The following is a 17161-nucleotide window of genomic DNA, read 5'->3' as shown; positions in this document are numbered from 1 at the left end:
CAATGGAAGAAAAATATCTTTTTTCTATAAGTACATTGGATAGATGGATTATATGAAGTATTTTACAAGTCGGATTTTAAAATTACATATTGCATTCTTTTGTGAAGCTTGCTGACATTTAGCTGACATAAACAGATGCTATAATAAAAAATCAACAAGCCGTGGCGGGGTGAAAATGATGACCAAAATATTAGTAGTAGAAGATGAATTCGCAATTAGCCAAGTATTGAAGGCCTATTTGCAAAAGGTTGGTTATGAAGTTGTCCAATGCTTTACTGGTGGTCAGGCACTCGAATTGTTTACGGAACATCAGCCTGATTTAGTGCTATTGGATATTATGTTACCAGAAAAAAACGGCTGGACAATTTTACGAGAAATTCGCAATGTGAGCGCTTGTCCAGTGATAATGCTAACTGCATTAGGGGATGTAAATTATCGTTTAGAAGGTTTCGATCAAGGTGCAGACGATTATATACCTAAACCATTTATTGCGGATGAAGTTGTCGCGCGAGTAAAGGCTGTATTAAGGCGAGCTGAAAGTAAAAATGAGACAACATTAAAGAAGCGATTCGGGCAGTTGGAAATTGATATGCAGGCGCATCAAGTGCACCTCAATGGGCAAGAAATTGTGTTAACACCACGAGATTTATCGGTGCTTTTATTTTTAGCAGAACATCCAAACCAAACATTCACTCGAGACCAGCTGATCGAACATGTATGGGGGTGGGAATATGAGGGCAGTGATCGAGCCGTCGATTTAGCGGTGAAGCGATTACGTAAAGCACTTATAGACTGGGATGAAACAGAAGGAGAGATTAAAACATTACGGGGATTGGGGTATCAGTTAAGTGTTCAAAAAAAATAAGCGAATTTCCTTACTTAACTATTGGACGAGCCGTTATTTACTTACGCTCTTTATAGGGCTAGCTATTATTTCTTTAATTTCTGCTAGCTGGATACGTCATACAGCTTTTGAGAATCGACTTGATTTAATGAACTTTTTAGCAGAAGAAACGGTATATCGTTTGACGGATACAACAGGTTCCAATAATGCGCCTACAGACGGTATTCCAGGTTTTATCGGTAATCGCGAACGCTTTAGTATGAGAGAAATTGATCCGATTTTATATGTCGTTGATGTAAAAGGTAATGTTCTGACAAGTAATCGACCGATGCCACCAGGAAGCGCTAATAATGTGGCTAACTTTTTAGATGGTGAAGAGGGTACGAAGAAGATACTAGTCGAAACAGATGGCAAAAAGACGGTTCAATATGTCGTGAAAAAGAAAATTGAAAAGGACAATAGCGTAGTCGGATGGGTGCTAGTGCTAGAGAAAAAGGATAATTTGACAAAAGTGCAACAAGAATATGGTCAACTTGCCTTACTAATTGGAGCACTTGCTGTCCTAGGCTGGGGAGCAATCTATTTTTTATCGAAGCGTTTAGTACGTCCAATTAAGCAAGTAGCTGAAGCGGCTAAACAAGTTCAAGAAGGCAATTATACATTTGATTTACCTCAATATAATAAAGAAGAAGAAATTTTCGAGCTTGTAACATCCTTTAAGGAAATGGCTAATAAGCTTGAACAATTAGAGAGAACACGAACTGAGCTGCTTGCAGGTGTGACACATGAGCTAAAAACGCCTGTTACATCTATTAGTGGGCTTTTGCAGGCTGTAAGAGATGATGTTGTAACTGGTAAAGATGCTGAAGAATTTATTCAAATGGCCCTGCTAGAAACGACGAAAATGAAAACGATGGTTGGAGATTTACTAGCTTTTAATAGTTTTGCAGTAGATGCTATTCCTGTTAAGCTCGTCACAGTGAACGTCAATCATTTGGTACGTGATGCTGTAGCACAGTGGGAAGTGATGGGGGATGAACAAAACGTTAAAATACAGGTCAATTATCTTCTGGATTCAGTGCAAGTCCAAGCAGATGTTGTACGCATGCAGCAAATATTCACCAACCTTTTAACAAATGCAAAGCAAGCAATGCAGGAAGGATTAGTGACCATTACATTAAAGCAAAAACTTGATAGTGTCATCATTGCTGTTAAGGATACAGGGAACGGAATATCTCAGGAGGATCAGGCATTTATTTTCGAACGATTTTATAGAGGAGAAAATAAAAAATACACTGTTCGAGGACTGGGCTTAGGCTTACCATTAAGTAAAATGATGGCGCAATCGATTGGTGGAGATTTACGTTTAGTTGAAAGTAATCCATCAGGATCATGCTTTGAAATAACCTTATTAAAGGCTACTACGCTGTAACAGCGTGGTGGCTTTTTTTGTTGTGCTTTATATAAAAAGATATGAATTTGTGAAGATAGTCTAAAGATTCACTAATAGAAATGTAAAAATTTTTGCTGGAATTGTAAAGCTGACATCTGACTGACACATAAGCACTTTATAGTAAGCAATGTAAACGAGAAATAAACGAAAGGATGTTATAGAGAATGACTATAAATTCAAGGTTTATCAAAATATTTGCTGTGCCCGCTGCATTAGCATTGCTGTTAACTGGATGTGGTGAGAGTAGCGATTATGTGGCAACGGTAGACGGCGAGAAGATTCTTCAGACAGAGCTAGATGAGGCATTACGTGATCAATATGGCGCAGACATGTTAGACACACTCATAAACAATAAAATTATCGAGCTTGAGGCGAAAAAAGAGGACATTACCGTATCGGATGACGCCATTCAAGCGGAATATGATGAGCTTGTAGAATCTTATGGTGGTGAGGATTCTTTACAAGAGACACTCGATGCAAATGGTCTGACAAAGGAAAGTGTTAAGGACAATATTCGCATGTATCAGCTGACGAAAGATGTTATTGCGGCAAGCATTGATATTTCAGATGAAGAATTAACGCAATACTTCGAGGAAAACAAAGACGACTACGGTCAGCAGGAACAAGTGGCAGCTAGCCATATTTTCCTTGAAGATGAAGCAACTGCTAAAGAGGTCGAAGCGAAAATAACAGCTGGAGAGGACTTTGCAGAGCTAGCGAAAGCCTACTCAGTTGATACAGATACGAGTGAAGATGGCGGCGATTTAGGCTATATTAGCCGCGGTCAGATGGATGAGCAGTTCGAAGAGGCTGCATTCGCTCTTGAAAAAGGGGCCGTTAGTGGCGTAGTACAGTCAGCAGAAGGCTATCACATTATTAAAGTGACAGAAAAAGTGCCTGCAGAAGAAGCGACGTTTGAAGATGTCAAAGATGAAGTTTATGAAACAGTATTGGAAACACGTATTAATGAAGAATATATGACTTGGTTAACTGAAAAACAAGAGCAATACAAGATTGTGAAGAAATAGTAGGAAGGAGCTAACGTCATGCCTAAACTGACATCATTTAACCCGAATGGTCGGAAGGAAATTAAACAGGCTATCTCATATCCAGATTACGCACTTTTGAAAAGTAAAATTCAGCATTTGATGAAGCTGGATCACAATGCGGGTCCTGATGGAAAATATTTAATTCGAAGCACATACTTCGATAATTTTGCTAACAAAGTTTTGAATGAAAAAAAAGAAGGGTTTATTAATCGTGATAAATACCGAGTCCGAATTTATGGAAAATCCGCTGCTTTGGTGAATTTAGAGCGTAAAAGTAAGCGTAATAATTTAACGTTCAAAACGAAGTGTGTCATTACACAGACAGAGTACGAAAAAATGCGTAGTGGTGAAATTGAATGGATGGAAAATGATGATCGCGTGTTAATACGGGAATTATTTCACGAGATGAAATATCACCAAATTAAGCCGACGACCGTTGTCGATTATGAGCGTGAGGCGTACATTTATCCCTTTGGCAATGTACGTGTAACGTTCGACAGTAAAGTGCAGTCAAGCCTTCGCAATACAGATATGTTCAGTAAAAACCTACCTATGGTAGATGTACTGGAACCGAATCTTGTCATTTTAGAAGTAAAATACGATGAGTATTTACCAGATGTTATTAAGTATTTACTACAATCAGTGGATACACGTGCTGAAGCATATTCAAAATATCAGCTTAGCCGTATGCATGTATAAAAAGGAGAAATGAAAAATGGATAATATGAATTTTAGTGATATTTTTAAATCGAATTTTCTAGAGAAAACAACATCATTTTCATTAACAGATTCAATTATTGGACTAGTTGTTGCTTTCTTTGTTGGGTTATTTATTTACGCTGTATATAAGAAAACCTTTAATGGTGTGATTTATTCGCATTCCTTTAATATTTCGTTGCTCATTATGACGATGGCAACATCGCTCGTTATTATGGGTATTAGTTCAAACGTCTTGTTGTCACTTGGTATGGTAGGGGCACTATCAATTGTTCGTTTCCGTACACCTATCAAGGATCCAATGGATTTAGTGTATATTTTCTGGGCAATCGTATCAGGTATTCTTTGTGGAGCAGGATTCATTCCACTTGTAATTATTGGCGCAATCTTGATTGGTCTCGTGCTACTAGTATTAGTGAATAAAATTACGATTGAAAATCCTTACTTATTAATTGTGAAATTTGAAGAAGATTTAGCTTGTGAAGAAGTGGAGCGAATCATTGCTGCACAGTCTAAAAAGTATGCGTTAAAATCAAAATCCATCATTCAAAATGATGAAATCGAAACAACATATGAAATTCGCGTGAAGCAAAACGACGCAAAGTTTATGGACAATTTAACAAAAGTACCTGGTGTAAAATCAGCAATTATGCTTAGCTACGATGGTAACTTCACAGCGTAATGATAGTGAACAATAGCTTTCTAACTACGAGCAAGAGAGGTGCAGTCAATGATTAAAAATCGAATTGTCTATACTAGTATGGCGATTCTCCTCCTACTCTTTGGCGTGATGGTTGCTGTGCTTCCAAACTTAGGCATTGATACGAAAAATACAGAATTCTCCTATGAGACACTGGTGTTCAATAAAAGCAAAGTAACAACTGTTGATATTGAAATAGCGGACGAAGACTGGGAGGACATGCTAGAAAACGCTGCTGATGAGGAGTTAAAGCAAGCCGATATTACGATAAACGGTAAGACAATAGAAAATGTAGCGATTCGTACAAAAGGAAATTTATCGCTACGTTCTGTTGTCAATAGCGACTCTGATCGTTATAGCTTAAAAGTTGATTTTGATTATTACGATGATACTAAAAGCTTATACGGCTTGAAAAAACTAAATTTAAACAATAACTACAGTGATTCAACTTTAATGCGGGAATATATTTCGTATGAGCTTATGGAAAAAATGGGCTTACCAACACCTGCCCACTCTTATATGTATGTGACAGTGAATGGAGAAGAACGTGGCTTATATCTTGGAGTAGAGGCGGTTGATGAAACATTTTTAGCAAACAATTACGGTTCCAATGACGGATTTTTATTTAAACCAGATGGTACAGGCAGTGATTTAAAATATATTAGCGATAATATTGCTGATTATACTGGAATTGGTTTAAAAACAAATGAAGACAATGTTGAAAACTCGAAGCTAACAGAAATGTTAGATGCGATAAATAACGGCGGAGATATTGAGAAGTATATTGATGTCGATGAAATGCTGCGCTACTTTGCTGTTAATACCGCGCTAGTAAATTTAGATAGTTACCAAGGGAATATGAAACACAACTATTATTTGTATGAAAATAATGGAGTGTTCTCTATAATACCGTGGGATTATAATATGTCATTCGGTGGCTTTGGTGCTGGCGGTGGTGGTGGAATGGGCGGCGGCAATCCAAATCAAATGCGAGGGAATACTAATAAGGAATTCCCTGAAGGCGAGACGGATGAAAATGCAGACATACCAGCAGTAACGCAATCACAAGAAGGTCAGCCAAACGGAGAGCAATCACAAGGTGGTCAGCCAAATGGAGAGCAGCCACAAGGTGGTCAGCCAAATGGAGAGCAGCCACAAGGTGGTCAGCCAAATGGAGAGCAAGCACAAGGTGGTCAGCCAAATGGAGAGCAGCCACAAGGTGGTCAGCCAAATGGAGAGCAAGCACAAGGTAGTCAGCTAAACGGAGAGCAAGCACAAGAAGACCAGTCAAATGGCGAACAGACACAAGAGGGGCAACAAAACGCTAACCGCAATAAAGGGAACTTCGACATGGGTGGCGGAATGTCTAGTAATTTAATGTCAGATAGTGCAATTAACTTTAGCGTAACTACGCCTGTATCTGGGACAACTCTTGAAGAGCGCCCGCTTTTAAATGCGCTATTGTCTAATGAAACGTATCGAGCTAAGTATGAAAGTTATTTAGAACAACTCGCAACGACTTATTTAACAGAAGATTATATACAGTCGATTACAAACAATTTAGCAATGCTATTAACAAGCTATGAAGAAGCAGATCCTACAAAATTTTATACAACGGAACAGTTTTTAGAAGGTGTATCAGGGGATAATAGTCTACCTGAATTTGCTAAACAGCGTTCTGCATCCATCTTAAAACAACTGTCAGGTGAATTAGTTGTAGAAACAAGTGCGACTGCTCAAGGGAATATGGCTATGCCAAATGGCGATACAAATGATGAGGCACCTGGCGATCAGATGCAAATGCCTGACGATTTTGATCCAAGCCAATTACCAGAAGACTTCGACCCTTCACAAATACCTGAAGGTGGCATGGGCAATGGACAAGGCGGAGGAGCTAATGGAGGTCCTATGCAACGTCCAGATGCCAATGGAGGGCCTAACCAAGGTAATGGACAGGCTACGCAAGAGGCAACAATTGATAAGAGTACAGTGTTAACAGCAACCGCTTCGTTTTCATTTTTAGTGGCTGCACTCCTCTTCGTTTTCAGATTTAACCGCAGAGGACGTTAAAAATACATTATATCGAAACGTTTTAATATGGTCGGAGTGTTAAAAATAGCATCAAGAGGCTCACTCTTGATGCTATTTTTTTAGTTGAATGGAGCGGAAGGCTGCGAGCAAGTACCCGATGAAGTGCCAGGCACTCAAACAATTTAAGCAACAGCGGGCGAAAGAAAAAAGATTGAAGCCAATCTTTTGCATATGGTGTTTGCTTATATTCGTGCTAAAATAAAGCATTCTTTTTTTCGAGGAGTATCTAAATAAATGAATGAACAACAGTTTGATAAACTTTTGCACATTAATACGATTGGGGAACAATATGGCTTTCCTAAACTAGCTCATTACCATCGTTATGAGCCAACCCCCTATGCTGGATTAGAGCAATTATTTACACAATATGATTTGCCAGAAAATCCAGTGTTTATTGATATGGGTTGTGGAAAAGGAAGGGTCCCTATTTATATTCATCATAAATTCCACACTCCAGCAATCGGAATAGAAATGGACGCAGGTTTTTACGCGGAAGCAGAGCATAATAAGGAGAGCTATTGCCGAAAAAATGGCTCGCAAAATGCCATTTCATTTGTTCATACGATTGCGGAAAACTACAAGATACAGCCATGTGATAATGTTTTTTTCTTTTTTAATCCGTTCTCCATTAATATATTTCGAACTGTCATTCATCATATATGGGAGTCTTTTGAGCAAAATATGCGAGATATTCATATTATTTTATATTACCCTCCATATGATTATTTGCAGTTTTTACATCACGGTACACCTTTTGAATTAATACACGAAGTACATCTAGAAAATGAAACAAATATAAATGAACGCCTTTGCGTGTTTTCCTTAAAAAAGGCTTAGCTTTTCTTCCGCAGCATGACTGGCGGACGCAAAATAAATGTTGTAATCGGATTATTCTGCCACGAGTGTCGCGTCTTTTCCTCCGCTCAACAAAAAACAACATACAGGCGGCAAAGGATGCTCCTAGTATGCTGTTACTTAATTTTAATTCGAAGCATAGGGCCGCATGATGGCTCTATGCTTTTTTTATGGAGTTGTATCGCTCTAATGCACGGGCTCGTGCTGTTTTATGGTCAACGATGGGCAATGGATAGGTATCGCCTAATGTGATATTAGCCTGCTCTAAAATAGCCGTGGGTGCTGTTTGCGGTGCGTGTATATATTTTGAAGGTAGGCTTGCTAATTCTGGTACCCATTTTTTTATATATGTACCATCTATATCGAACTTCTCTCCTTGTAAGGAAGGGTTGAAAATACGGAAATAAGGAGCGGAATCGATACCCGTGCCGCTTACCCACTGCCAGCCCATTGCGTTATTAGCTGCATTAAAGTCAAGTAGTGTATGTTCAAACCAGTCATAGCCTTCTTGCCATGGTTGTAGTAAATGTTTTACTAGAAATGAGGCAACGACCATTCTTACTCGATTATGCATATAGCCAGTCTCCCAAAGCTCACGCATACCTGCATCCACTAAAGGGTAACCTGTCTGGCCTTTTTTCCATGCATGAAGATAAAGAGAATTAGGTTCCCATTCAAAATGCTGAAAATTACTACGTAATGAGAGGGTAGTAAATGAAGGATAGGACAGTAGCTGATAAATTGAAAACTCTCGCCATATAAGTTGTCTTAAAAAACTTTCGATTTGTTGAGCGAACCCAGGGTCAGCCTCAACTTCTATTAACTCCTGACAAGAGGCCCACAGAAAACGAATACTAATATTACCTAGTGCAATAAATGGGGACATTTTAGAAATAGTGTCCTTGGTTAAGTAATCCCGCTTGTCCTTGTAGTCATATAAGCCACCCTTTATGAAAAGCTCCCATTGGTCCAATGCACTATCCATTCCAGGGAGCCAATAATTGCGAAACTTGCTATACCAGTTTCCATTCAGCAGCTGCAATTGATCTAATGTTAAAGATGATACATTGATAGGAAAAGCGCGCATATTAGCAGGACGTCCAAGTGGCTTTCGAGCTTGCTCCTGTAAACAGCGTTTATAAAATGATGTGAAGATGGCATATGGTTTGTTTTGTTGATTTCGAATGGAAGTGACATCAAATAATGTATCACCATAAAATGCTTTTACTTCAATATCGTTTGCTTGTAATATATTGGCTAAACGCTCATCTTCAGCACGTTCAGTTTGACTAAAGCGCTCATTAAAATATACAGCGTTAGCTTGCGTATCTAATGCCAATTGAAGTACTTGTGAAATGACATCTCCCTTTCGTAAAATGAGCGGGACGTCATAATTACTAAATGTAGATTGAAGATTTTGAAGCGAATAGTACGTCCAATAATCTTGAGCCGAGTTTTGCTCTTGTGTTTGGTCATGTTGAATATAAAGAGGTAAGATGGCCCCTGTATTGGCTGCATGCCATAGAGCTGGGTGATCATCTAGACGTAAATCATTGCGAAATAGCACAATTGTTTTTTTTATCATTTGGATTCATCCTTTTATGGATTTATTAAGATGGAAGCAAGGAGGAGCACATGAAAGTACTCATCAATCGTCAAGTAATAATAGCGTCCTTTGTTGCAGGGTGTATATTGGGGGCTTTCTTCAAAGTTGTTGAAAATCTAACAGGCAGCCGTGTATATACATTACTATTAAATGTCGATTATATACCGATTTTAAAAAACATTCGATTTCCTGAAGTAATAGAATTCTTTTTTCATCTCATTATATCGTGGGTAATAACAGCCGTATTATGCGCGATTCGTAATAAGTATAAATGGAATAATACATTGTTGATTAGAAATAGTATTTTGTTACAAATTTTCATAGGTTGTATATTATTCCCTACAACAATTTTCTCAAAACGGACACCGATTATAAGTGATCATTATGCTTTCGGTTGGTGGCTTATTGGTCATGTTATATACGGAACATTGGTAGGTATCCTTTTACAAAGAAAAATATATAAATTGAAATAGTAAGCAATTTTCGCAAAAAGGATGTTAGTCGTATAGTTACAAAAAAATTTTTCTTAATAGCTTTCTATTAATTTAGTCCTAATTAATAGATAATTCAAAAATAACTAATTATACTGAAAAATCACTCTAGACTAAATATAAAGAATGTTTTACAATGTAAAAGGCTTAATTGAATATTATCTTGCTTCAAAAATAGATAGTTATAAATAATTATTTTTGCTATTGAGCATTAGCGAAAGATTGTTTATAATTATCAGAAATATCTAACATTTGAGAATTTTCAGGGGGAATTTAATTATGAGAGAATACAATAAGCTTAAAAAGTTCGGTTCACTTCTAGTAGCTTCTTCACTTCTTGCAGGTGTACTTGCAGGTTGCGGCGCTGGAGACGGTGATACAAATTCAGGAGGCTCATCATCAGGTGGTGGCTCAAAAGATGGAGACACAATTAAAATCGGTGCCAACTTGGAGCTTTCAGGTAACGTAGCTTCATACGGTTCATCAATCGGCTTAGGTGCAGAATTAGCGGTAAAAGAAATTAATGATGCAGGCGGTATTGATGGCAAGAAGATTGAACTTATTAAAGTAGATAACAAATCAGAAAACTCAGAGGCAACTGCGGCAGCTATTAAACTAGCAACGCAAGATAAAGTAGTAGCGATGCTAGCTCCTGCAACATCTGGTAATACCGTTGCAACTGTTCAAATCGCAAATGATAATAAAATTCCGATTGTTACTGGTTCAGGTACAGCTCCAAATATTACAGTAAATGACGATGGCAGCATTAATGAATATGCTTTCCGTACTTGTTTCATTGACCCATTCCAAGGGATTGTGGCTGCAAACTTTGCATCAGGTGAACTAGGTGCGAAAAACGTAGCCATCTTTGGAGATAATGCATCTGATTATGCAAAAGGTTTAGCAAAATCATTTAAAGATACAATCTCTAAAAGCGGTGGGAAAGTTGTAAAAGAGGAAGCTTATGTAGCGAAAGATACAGACTTCCGTACACAATTAACGAATATTAAATCAGCAAATCCAGACTTCATCTTTATTCCTGGATACTATGAAGAAGTTGGTCTGATTGTAAAACAGGCGCGTGAAATGGGTATTACAGTTCCACTTATGGGAGCAGACGGTTGGGATTCTCCAACTTTAATTGATTTAGCTGGAGCAGATGCACTGAATAATACGTTTATTACAAACCACTACTCTGCAGAAGACCCAGATCAAAAAATTCAAGACTTTGTAAAATCATTTAAAGCAGCGAATGGCGATAAAGCACCAGATGCATTTAACGCACTTGGCTATGATTCAATTTACTACATTGCAGATGCTATCAAACGTGCAGGCTCTACTGACGGCGAAGCAATTAAAAATGCATTAGCTGAAACAAAAGATCTTTCTTTAGTAACAGGTACTTTCTCAGTTGACGAAAACCATAACCCAATTAAAACAGCAACGGTTCTTGAATTTAAAGACGGTAAACAAGTGTTCAACTCTAAAGTAAATCCTTAATTTTTTTCAAAAAAGCAAGGGGGAGGCGGGCAACCCGCCTTCTCTTTTATTTTTTAACAGACAACTAGACTAATAAAAAAAAGCATAGATTCTAGCATAAGGAATCGGAAATAACTTTTTATGAGGGACACGAGTTTTTCTGCATTCAATTCAGCTATGTAGAAATAGGTCCCGTTTTTGCATTCCTCAAAAAATAACAAAGGAGTGAACGCTCATGGAATGGATACAACAGCTTGTGAATGGTGTTTCACTAGGTAGTATCTACGCGTTAATAGCGTTAGGGTATACGATGGTATACGGTATTATTAAGCTTATTAACTTTGCCCACGGTGATGTTTTCATGATTGGGGCATTTATCGGCTTTTACGCAATTGCTAAGTGGGAGCTGGGCTTTTTACCAGCATTATTATTAGCGATGGCAATTTGTGCAATCTTCGGTGTGTTAATTGAACGTATTGCATATAAGCGATTACGAAATGCTACGCGTATCGCAGCGTTAATTACAGCAATTGGTGTGTCGCTATTAATTGAATATACGACAATTTTCTTCAGAGGCGCGCAGCCAGCAGCATACCCTGAAGTGATTAAAAATCGAACATTCGATGTATTCGGTGTTCAAATTAGCAGTACGTCTATTTTAATTTTATCTGTCGCTATCGTACTGATGATTTTATTACAGTTCATCGTACATAAAACGAAAATTGGGAAAGCGATGCGTGCGGTTTCCCATGATGCGGATGCAGCGCGCCTAATGGGCATTAACGTAGATAATACAATTTCAGCAACATTTGCAATTGGCTCTGCCTTAGCTGGTGCTGCGGGTGTTATCTTCGGTGTGTATTATACAAAAATTGACCCGTTAATGGGTGTTATTCCAGGGGTTAAAGCGTTCATCGCTGCCGTTCTTGGTGGTATTGGTATTATTCCAGGTGCAATGGTTGGCGGTATGTTACTAGGTGTCGTGGAATCAATGGTAAGTGCACTCGGCTTCTCTTTATGGCGCGATGCAGCGGCATTTGTCATTTTGATTTTAATCTTGATTTTCAGACCATCGGGTATCTTCGGTAAAAACGCCCGCGAGAAAGTGTAGGTGAGCGGTAATGATGAAGAAGTCTAAAGTTTTCTGGGGCTACGCCGTATTAGCGCTAGTCATCTATGTAGTTGTTCAGGCTCTTATTACAACGGAAGTCATTGACTTATATTATAAAAATATGTTAATCACAATGTGTATTAACATTATGCTAGCTGTCAGCTTGCACATCGTTATCGGGGTTACTGGCCAATTCTCTATTGGGCATGCTGGTTTCCTTGCAGTTGGTGCTTATATTTCAGCTATTATTACAACAAAACTAATGCTTCCATTCCCGTTAGCCATTTTGTTAGGAGCACTTGCAGCAGCGGTAGCTGGTTTAATTGTAGGTATTCCAACACTACGATTAAAAGGGGATTATTTAGCCATTGCAACGCTTGGTTTTGCAGAAATTATTCGTATTGTGTTTTTAAATACGGATTATGTCGGTGGGGCAGCAGGGATGCAGGTTAAATATTTATCAAATTGGACATATGCATTCATTGGTGTGGTATTAACGATTTTAGTAATTTCTAACTTTACTAATTCTCGTCATGGACGTGCTTGTATTTCCATTCGAGAAGATGAAATTGCTGCGGATGCCATGGGGATTAATACAACTTACTATAAAGTTGTAGCATTCGCGATTGGATCTTTCTTTGCAGGTCTTGCAGGGGCCATTTTTGCACATAACTTCTACATTATTCAGCCAACAACATTCGGTTTCTTAAAATCATTTGATATTTTAATATACGTTGTTCTTGGCGGCTTAGGTAGTCTCTCGGGTTCTGTTATCGCAGCTATATTCTTAACGTTAATATCAACATACCTAGCGAATTTCCCAGAAACACGAATGATTATTTACAGCTTAGTATTAATTATTGTTATGCTATATCGTCCAACTGGTTTAATGGGCACAAAAGAAATTACAGACTTCTTTAAGTTTGGTAAAAAAGGAGGTACAAAATAATGACTGGAAACCTTCTGATTAAAGTAGAAAATATGGGCATTCAATTCGGTGGTTTAAAGGCGGTACAGGGCGTTAATATGTACCTAAATCAAGGTGAATTAGTAGGCCTCATTGGACCAAATGGTGCTGGTAAAACAACAAGCTTTAACATGTTAACAGGGGTATATACACCAACTGAAGGTACGATTACTTTTGACGGCCTAAAGATCAATGGTCTTGCACCATATCAAGTAACACAAAAAGGTATTAGCCGTACGTTCCAAAATATCCGTCTATTTAAGGAATTATCTGTTTTGGACAACGTAAAAGTAGCGAACCATTCACTAGCTAAACATTCAATGTGGTCATCTATTTTTCGGTTACCGAGTCACTTTAAAGGTGAAGAAGCAATGGAAAAGCAATCCACGGAATTTTTAAAAATATTTGGCTTAGATATTTATAAGGATGAACTAGCAAAAAACTTACCTTATGGGATGCAGCGCCGTCTAGAAATTGCGCGTGCATTAGCTGCAAATCCAAAGCTATTATTACTAGATGAGCCAGCAGCAGGGATGAACCCGCAAGAGACACATGACTTAATGGAGTTAATAGCGTTTATTCGTAAAGAGTTTGGTTTAACGATTTTGCTTATTGAGCATGATATGAGCTTAGTAATGGGAATTTGTGAACGTATTTACGTACTGGATCACGGGCAATTAATCGCTGATGGGACACCAGAGGAAATTCGCAACAATCCAAAGGTAATAGAAGCTTACCTTGGTGAGGAGGTTATCAGCTAATGCTAAAAGTACAAAACATTGATGTATTCTACGGAAATATTCAAGCATTAAAGGGCGTCTCTTTAGAAGTAAACGAGGGAGAGATTGTAACATTAATCGGTGCAAATGGTGCTGGTAAAAGTACATTATTAAAAACCTTGTCAGGCTTACAAAAACCTAAAGGAGGCATTATCGAATATGAAGGCTTCTCGATTGCAGGTAAGGCTGCACAAACAATCGTAAAATCAGGTATTTCCCATGTTCCTGAAGGTCGCCGTGTATTCGCTAATATGTCAGTAGAGGAAAATCTAGAGCTTGGGGCATATCTTCGTAACGATAAGGCAGGGATAAAAAAAGATATGGACCATGTCTTTGAGCTATTCCCTCGTCTACTGGAGCGCCGTAAGCAACAGTCTGGCACATTATCTGGTGGTGAGCAGCAAATGCTTGCAATGGGTCGTGCATTAATGGCAAAACCAAAGCTATTACTAATGGATGAGCCATCGATGGGGCTTGCACCGCTTATGGTAAAAAATATTTTCAATATAATTGAAAAGGTCAATAAAGAAGGTACAACGGTATTGCTAGTAGAGCAAAATGCTAATATGGCATTATCGGTAGCTGACCGCGCTTATGTACTTGAGACAGGGCGTATTGTGTTAGCTGGTACGGCAAAAGAGCTGCAAGAAAGTGAACAAGTGAAAGCTGCTTATTTAGGTGGCTTGTAAGAGGAAGGGTGTCTCGATATTAATTCGAGATGCCTTTTTTGTTGAACACCGTAGTAATGATAGATAGAAGTAGCGTTTGACCTTTACTTTTTGGTAAGGTGGAAAAAAGGAGTGAAGTTTGATGCAATATTCTGCACAATATTTTATTGATAAATTAGGGTTAGATCAACATCCCGAGGGAGGATACTATATTTCTTCGTTTCGATCAACAGAGGAGATCGCTGTAAGAAATGTAACAAGACCAATTTATACAAGCATTTATTTTTTATTACAATCTCAGGATATTTCACATTTACACCGTTTAAAATCAGATGAACTTTGGTATTATCACGCTGGTAGCCCATTAACTGTTCATATGATTTACCCTGACGGTACATATGAGGGGAAAAAGTTAGGGTTAAATTTAGAAGCAGGTGAGGTTCCTCAAGTGGCAGTGCCAAAAGGTACGATTTTTGGATCTTCCGTTGATGATGCAAATACATTTAGTTTAGTAGGCTGTATGGTAGCACCAGGGTTTGATTTTGAAGACTTTGAGCTATTTACACAAGCGGAACTGTTAGCTGATTATCCGCAACATGAGACAGTTATTCGTAAAATGGCATACGAAACGATTGAATAGCAATAGCAGAAGTGGTAGATTGCATGCAATTAATCTACCACTTTTTTGCTATGCCGTTGTTGTCCGCTACGGCGGTTGCTTTCCGCGGGCACACCGTAAGCCGCAACCCTCGCTTGCGCGCGGATTGTTGCGTCTTACGCTGCGTGCGTTCCCGCAGGAGTCACCGCCTCCGCTACCAACAACTCGTATATGTTTAGTATCTGGCACCTACCCACCGTTAAAACGAAGAAATATTAGCACCTACCACAAAATTTCTTCAGGGTAGTTTGCGTTGATTGGGATTTCGTGTAGTGCTTTTTTGGTCGTACTGGCGACTTCGATTAGCTTAGATTTTAGTACCGTGTATTCTTCATCCTCAAGCATTAAGCGAAGAGCAAAGGAGGCTAATTGCGCTTTACGTGCTTGTGTATTCAATTGTATGTATTCTAAATTTAGAACATCTACATACTGCGTGGCGTAACGGAATGTCAATGGACTTTTTGTATGAAGCATCCTTAAAAAAACTAAGTATTGATCATCGCTTAGCTCTTGCTCTAGGCAATCAGCAACCGCTGCTTGGAAATTACGAATAGTGGCGACATAACTATTCCAAGCAGAGGAATCGATTAACTCCTGATGTAGACGAATAAAATCGTTTAAGGCAATAGCTGTGAAAAGAATTTCAGGCCAGAGAACTTCCGCAGCGAAATAGACATTGTTGTTTGGGAAAATAATTTCATGTCGAGTAAGGATATTTTTGTTAAGCCCATTGCTCACAAATTCAAGCTGTTGCTCCCCTTGCAAGGCTTGACGAAGATTGTAACAAAAACCGAGGATACGAAGACGTGCACCTTGGTAATCATAATATTTGTTTTCATCTCCAGTTACTTTATAAATAGCATGTATGAGCGTATCTAAATCCCAAAAATCACCGCTTATCCGTACACCTGTAAGCTGTTCAGTACTTTGAATGGAAAGCATCTCCCTACCCCCTCCAAATGCATTATTTTGCTGTGTAATTAAGTAGTTGGAATAATTCTGTCCGCTCTCTATCAGTTAAATCGCGCCATTGCCCAACCTTTAAATTTCCAAGCTTAATGTTCATAATTCGTACTCGTTGTAATCGTTTAACTGAATAGTCTAATGCTGAACACATACGACGAATTTGACGATTTAAGCCTTGTTCCAAAATAATTTTAAAAACTTTATCTGAAATTTTTTCAACATGGCAAGGCAATGTTGTTGTATCTAAAATATCTACTCCTGCGCTCATTTTTTTTATGAATTGATCAGTAATCGGCTTATCAACTTGTACGATATATTCTTTTTCATGATGGTTTTCGGCACGTAAAATTTTATTAACAATATCGCCATCATTTGTTAGTAATAATAATCCCTCTGATTCCTTATCGAGTCGCCCGATATGGAAAATGCGCAAAGGATGATTAATAAAATCCACGACATTTCCTTTGATATGGCGCTCTGTCGTACTTGTAATACCAACGGGTTTGTTTAAAGCGATATAAACGAGTTGTTCTTCTTTCTTTACCTCTTTTCCATCCACACAAACAATATCACCAGTCTCTACTTGGCTGCCAACAGTAGCAGGTAGACCATTAATCGTTATTTTACCTTCTTCAACCCATTTATCAGCACCTCGACGAGATACGATGCCTGTTTCACTTAAATATTTGTTAATTCTCATATTGTTCTCCTATACATTTTATATTAG

At 38.3% G+C, this 17161-nt stretch carries 17 protein-coding genes; 14 read left to right on the top strand and 3 right to left on the bottom strand.

Translation table 11 applies throughout. The annotated features are described in order from the left end of the window. The first annotated feature begins 178 nt into the window (after positions 1-178). The 7 genes from ACIQ1H_RS19570 (at position 179) to ACIQ1H_RS19540 (ending at position 7691) form a co-directional block, all read left to right on the top strand. Entirely contained in the window at positions 179-865 is a 687-nt protein-coding gene (locus ACIQ1H_RS19570) for a response regulator transcription factor (RefSeq protein ID WP_402891281.1), read from the top strand. After that, a complete protein-coding gene (locus ACIQ1H_RS19565) occupies positions 849-2276 on the top strand; it encodes a sensor histidine kinase (RefSeq protein WP_402891126.1) in 1428 nt (475 codons plus the stop codon). Before ACIQ1H_RS19570 ends, ACIQ1H_RS19565 begins: the two co-directional genes overlap by 17 nt. Before the next feature lie 185 nt (positions 2277-2461). Further along, positions 2462-3325 carry a peptidyl-prolyl cis-trans isomerase gene (locus tag ACIQ1H_RS19560; protein ID WP_402891123.1) on the top strand — a complete coding sequence of 288 codons (864 nt, stop codon included), beginning with the start codon at positions 2462-2464 and terminating at the stop codon, positions 3323-3325. A gap of 18 nt (positions 3326-3343) precedes the next feature. Beyond that, positions 3344-4045, top strand: coding sequence for a polyphosphate polymerase domain-containing protein (locus ACIQ1H_RS19555; protein WP_402891121.1), 702 nt, complete (start codon positions 3344-3346; stop codon positions 4043-4045). A gap of 16 nt (positions 4046-4061) precedes the next feature. After that, positions 4062-4745 carry a DUF4956 domain-containing protein gene (locus ACIQ1H_RS19550; RefSeq protein ID WP_173479225.1) on the top strand — a complete coding sequence of 228 codons (684 nt, stop codon included), beginning with the start codon at positions 4062-4064 and terminating at the stop codon, positions 4743-4745. Between the two features lie 48 nt (positions 4746-4793). Continuing rightward, positions 4794-6833, top strand: a complete 2040-nt coding sequence (locus ACIQ1H_RS19545; RefSeq protein ID WP_402891118.1) for a CotH kinase family protein — start codon at positions 4794-4796, stop codon at positions 6831-6833. Positions 6834-7088: 255 nt separating this feature from the next. Beyond that, positions 7089-7691, top strand: a complete 603-nt coding sequence (locus tag ACIQ1H_RS19540; protein WP_402891115.1) for a class I SAM-dependent methyltransferase — start codon at positions 7089-7091, stop codon at positions 7689-7691. A 175-nt stretch (positions 7692-7866) separates the two neighbouring features. Here the strand turns inward: ACIQ1H_RS19540 and ACIQ1H_RS19535 are convergent, their stop codons facing one another. Further along, complete coding sequence (locus ACIQ1H_RS19535) at positions 7867-9294, bottom strand: cryptochrome/photolyase family protein (RefSeq protein WP_402891112.1); 1428 nt, start codon at positions 9292-9294, stop codon at positions 7867-7869. 50 nt (positions 9295-9344) lie between these two features. Between ACIQ1H_RS19535 and ACIQ1H_RS19530 the strand changes: the two genes are divergently transcribed. The 7 genes from ACIQ1H_RS19530 (at position 9345) to ACIQ1H_RS19500 (ending at position 15450) form a co-directional block, all read left to right on the top strand. Beyond that, the gene (locus tag ACIQ1H_RS19530) at positions 9345-9788 is read left to right on the top strand and encodes a hypothetical protein (RefSeq protein ID WP_402891109.1); all 444 of its coding nucleotides are present in this window, start codon (positions 9345-9347) and stop codon (positions 9786-9788) included. Positions 9789-10085: 297 nt separating this feature from the next. Next, the gene (locus ACIQ1H_RS19525) at positions 10086-11306 is read left to right on the top strand and encodes an ABC transporter substrate-binding protein (protein WP_402891107.1); all 1221 of its coding nucleotides are present in this window, start codon (positions 10086-10088) and stop codon (positions 11304-11306) included. 214 nt (positions 11307-11520) lie between these two features. Then, positions 11521-12396, top strand: a complete 876-nt coding sequence (locus ACIQ1H_RS19520; RefSeq protein ID WP_173479231.1) for a branched-chain amino acid ABC transporter permease — start codon at positions 11521-11523, stop codon at positions 12394-12396. Positions 12397-12409: 13 nt separating this feature from the next. Next, complete coding sequence (locus ACIQ1H_RS19515; protein WP_337982223.1) at positions 12410-13345, top strand: branched-chain amino acid ABC transporter permease; 936 nt, start codon at positions 12410-12412, stop codon at positions 13343-13345. Further along, positions 13345-14124, top strand: a complete 780-nt coding sequence (locus ACIQ1H_RS19510) for an ABC transporter ATP-binding protein (RefSeq protein WP_139859967.1) — start codon at positions 13345-13347, stop codon at positions 14122-14124. The genes ACIQ1H_RS19515 and ACIQ1H_RS19510 overlap by 1 nt, the downstream gene beginning before the upstream one ends. Then, the gene (locus ACIQ1H_RS19505) at positions 14124-14831 is read left to right on the top strand and encodes an ABC transporter ATP-binding protein (protein WP_402891102.1); all 708 of its coding nucleotides are present in this window, start codon (positions 14124-14126) and stop codon (positions 14829-14831) included. The genes ACIQ1H_RS19510 and ACIQ1H_RS19505 overlap by 1 nt, the downstream gene beginning before the upstream one ends. A 121-nt stretch (positions 14832-14952) precedes the next feature. Continuing rightward, positions 14953-15450 (top strand): cupin domain-containing protein, encoded by a 498-nt coding sequence (locus tag ACIQ1H_RS19500; protein WP_402891100.1) that lies wholly within the window; start codon positions 14953-14955, stop codon positions 15448-15450. 240 nt (positions 15451-15690) lie between these two features. On the opposite strand, the gene ACIQ1H_RS19495 is transcribed toward ACIQ1H_RS19500, so the two are convergent. Together ACIQ1H_RS19495 and rluF are read right to left on the bottom strand one after the other, a co-directional pair. Further along, positions 15691-16410, bottom strand: a complete 720-nt coding sequence (locus ACIQ1H_RS19495; protein ID WP_402891098.1) for a DUF6904 family protein — start codon at positions 16408-16410, stop codon at positions 15691-15693. Positions 16411-16432: 22 nt separating this feature from the next. Next, positions 16433-17134 (bottom strand): 23S rRNA pseudouridine(2604) synthase RluF, encoded by a 702-nt coding sequence (gene rluF, locus ACIQ1H_RS19490; RefSeq protein ID WP_402891096.1) that lies wholly within the window; start codon positions 17132-17134, stop codon positions 16433-16435. Positions 17135-17161 lie beyond the last annotated feature (27 nt).

The organism is Lysinibacillus sp. NPDC097279, from assembly GCF_044761745.1.
Classification (GTDB): domain Bacteria; phylum Bacillota; class Bacilli; order Bacillales_A; family Planococcaceae; genus Lysinibacillus.
The sequence above is the reverse complement of the archived record's forward strand: the minus strand, read 5'-3'. Positions and strand labels throughout refer to the sequence as shown.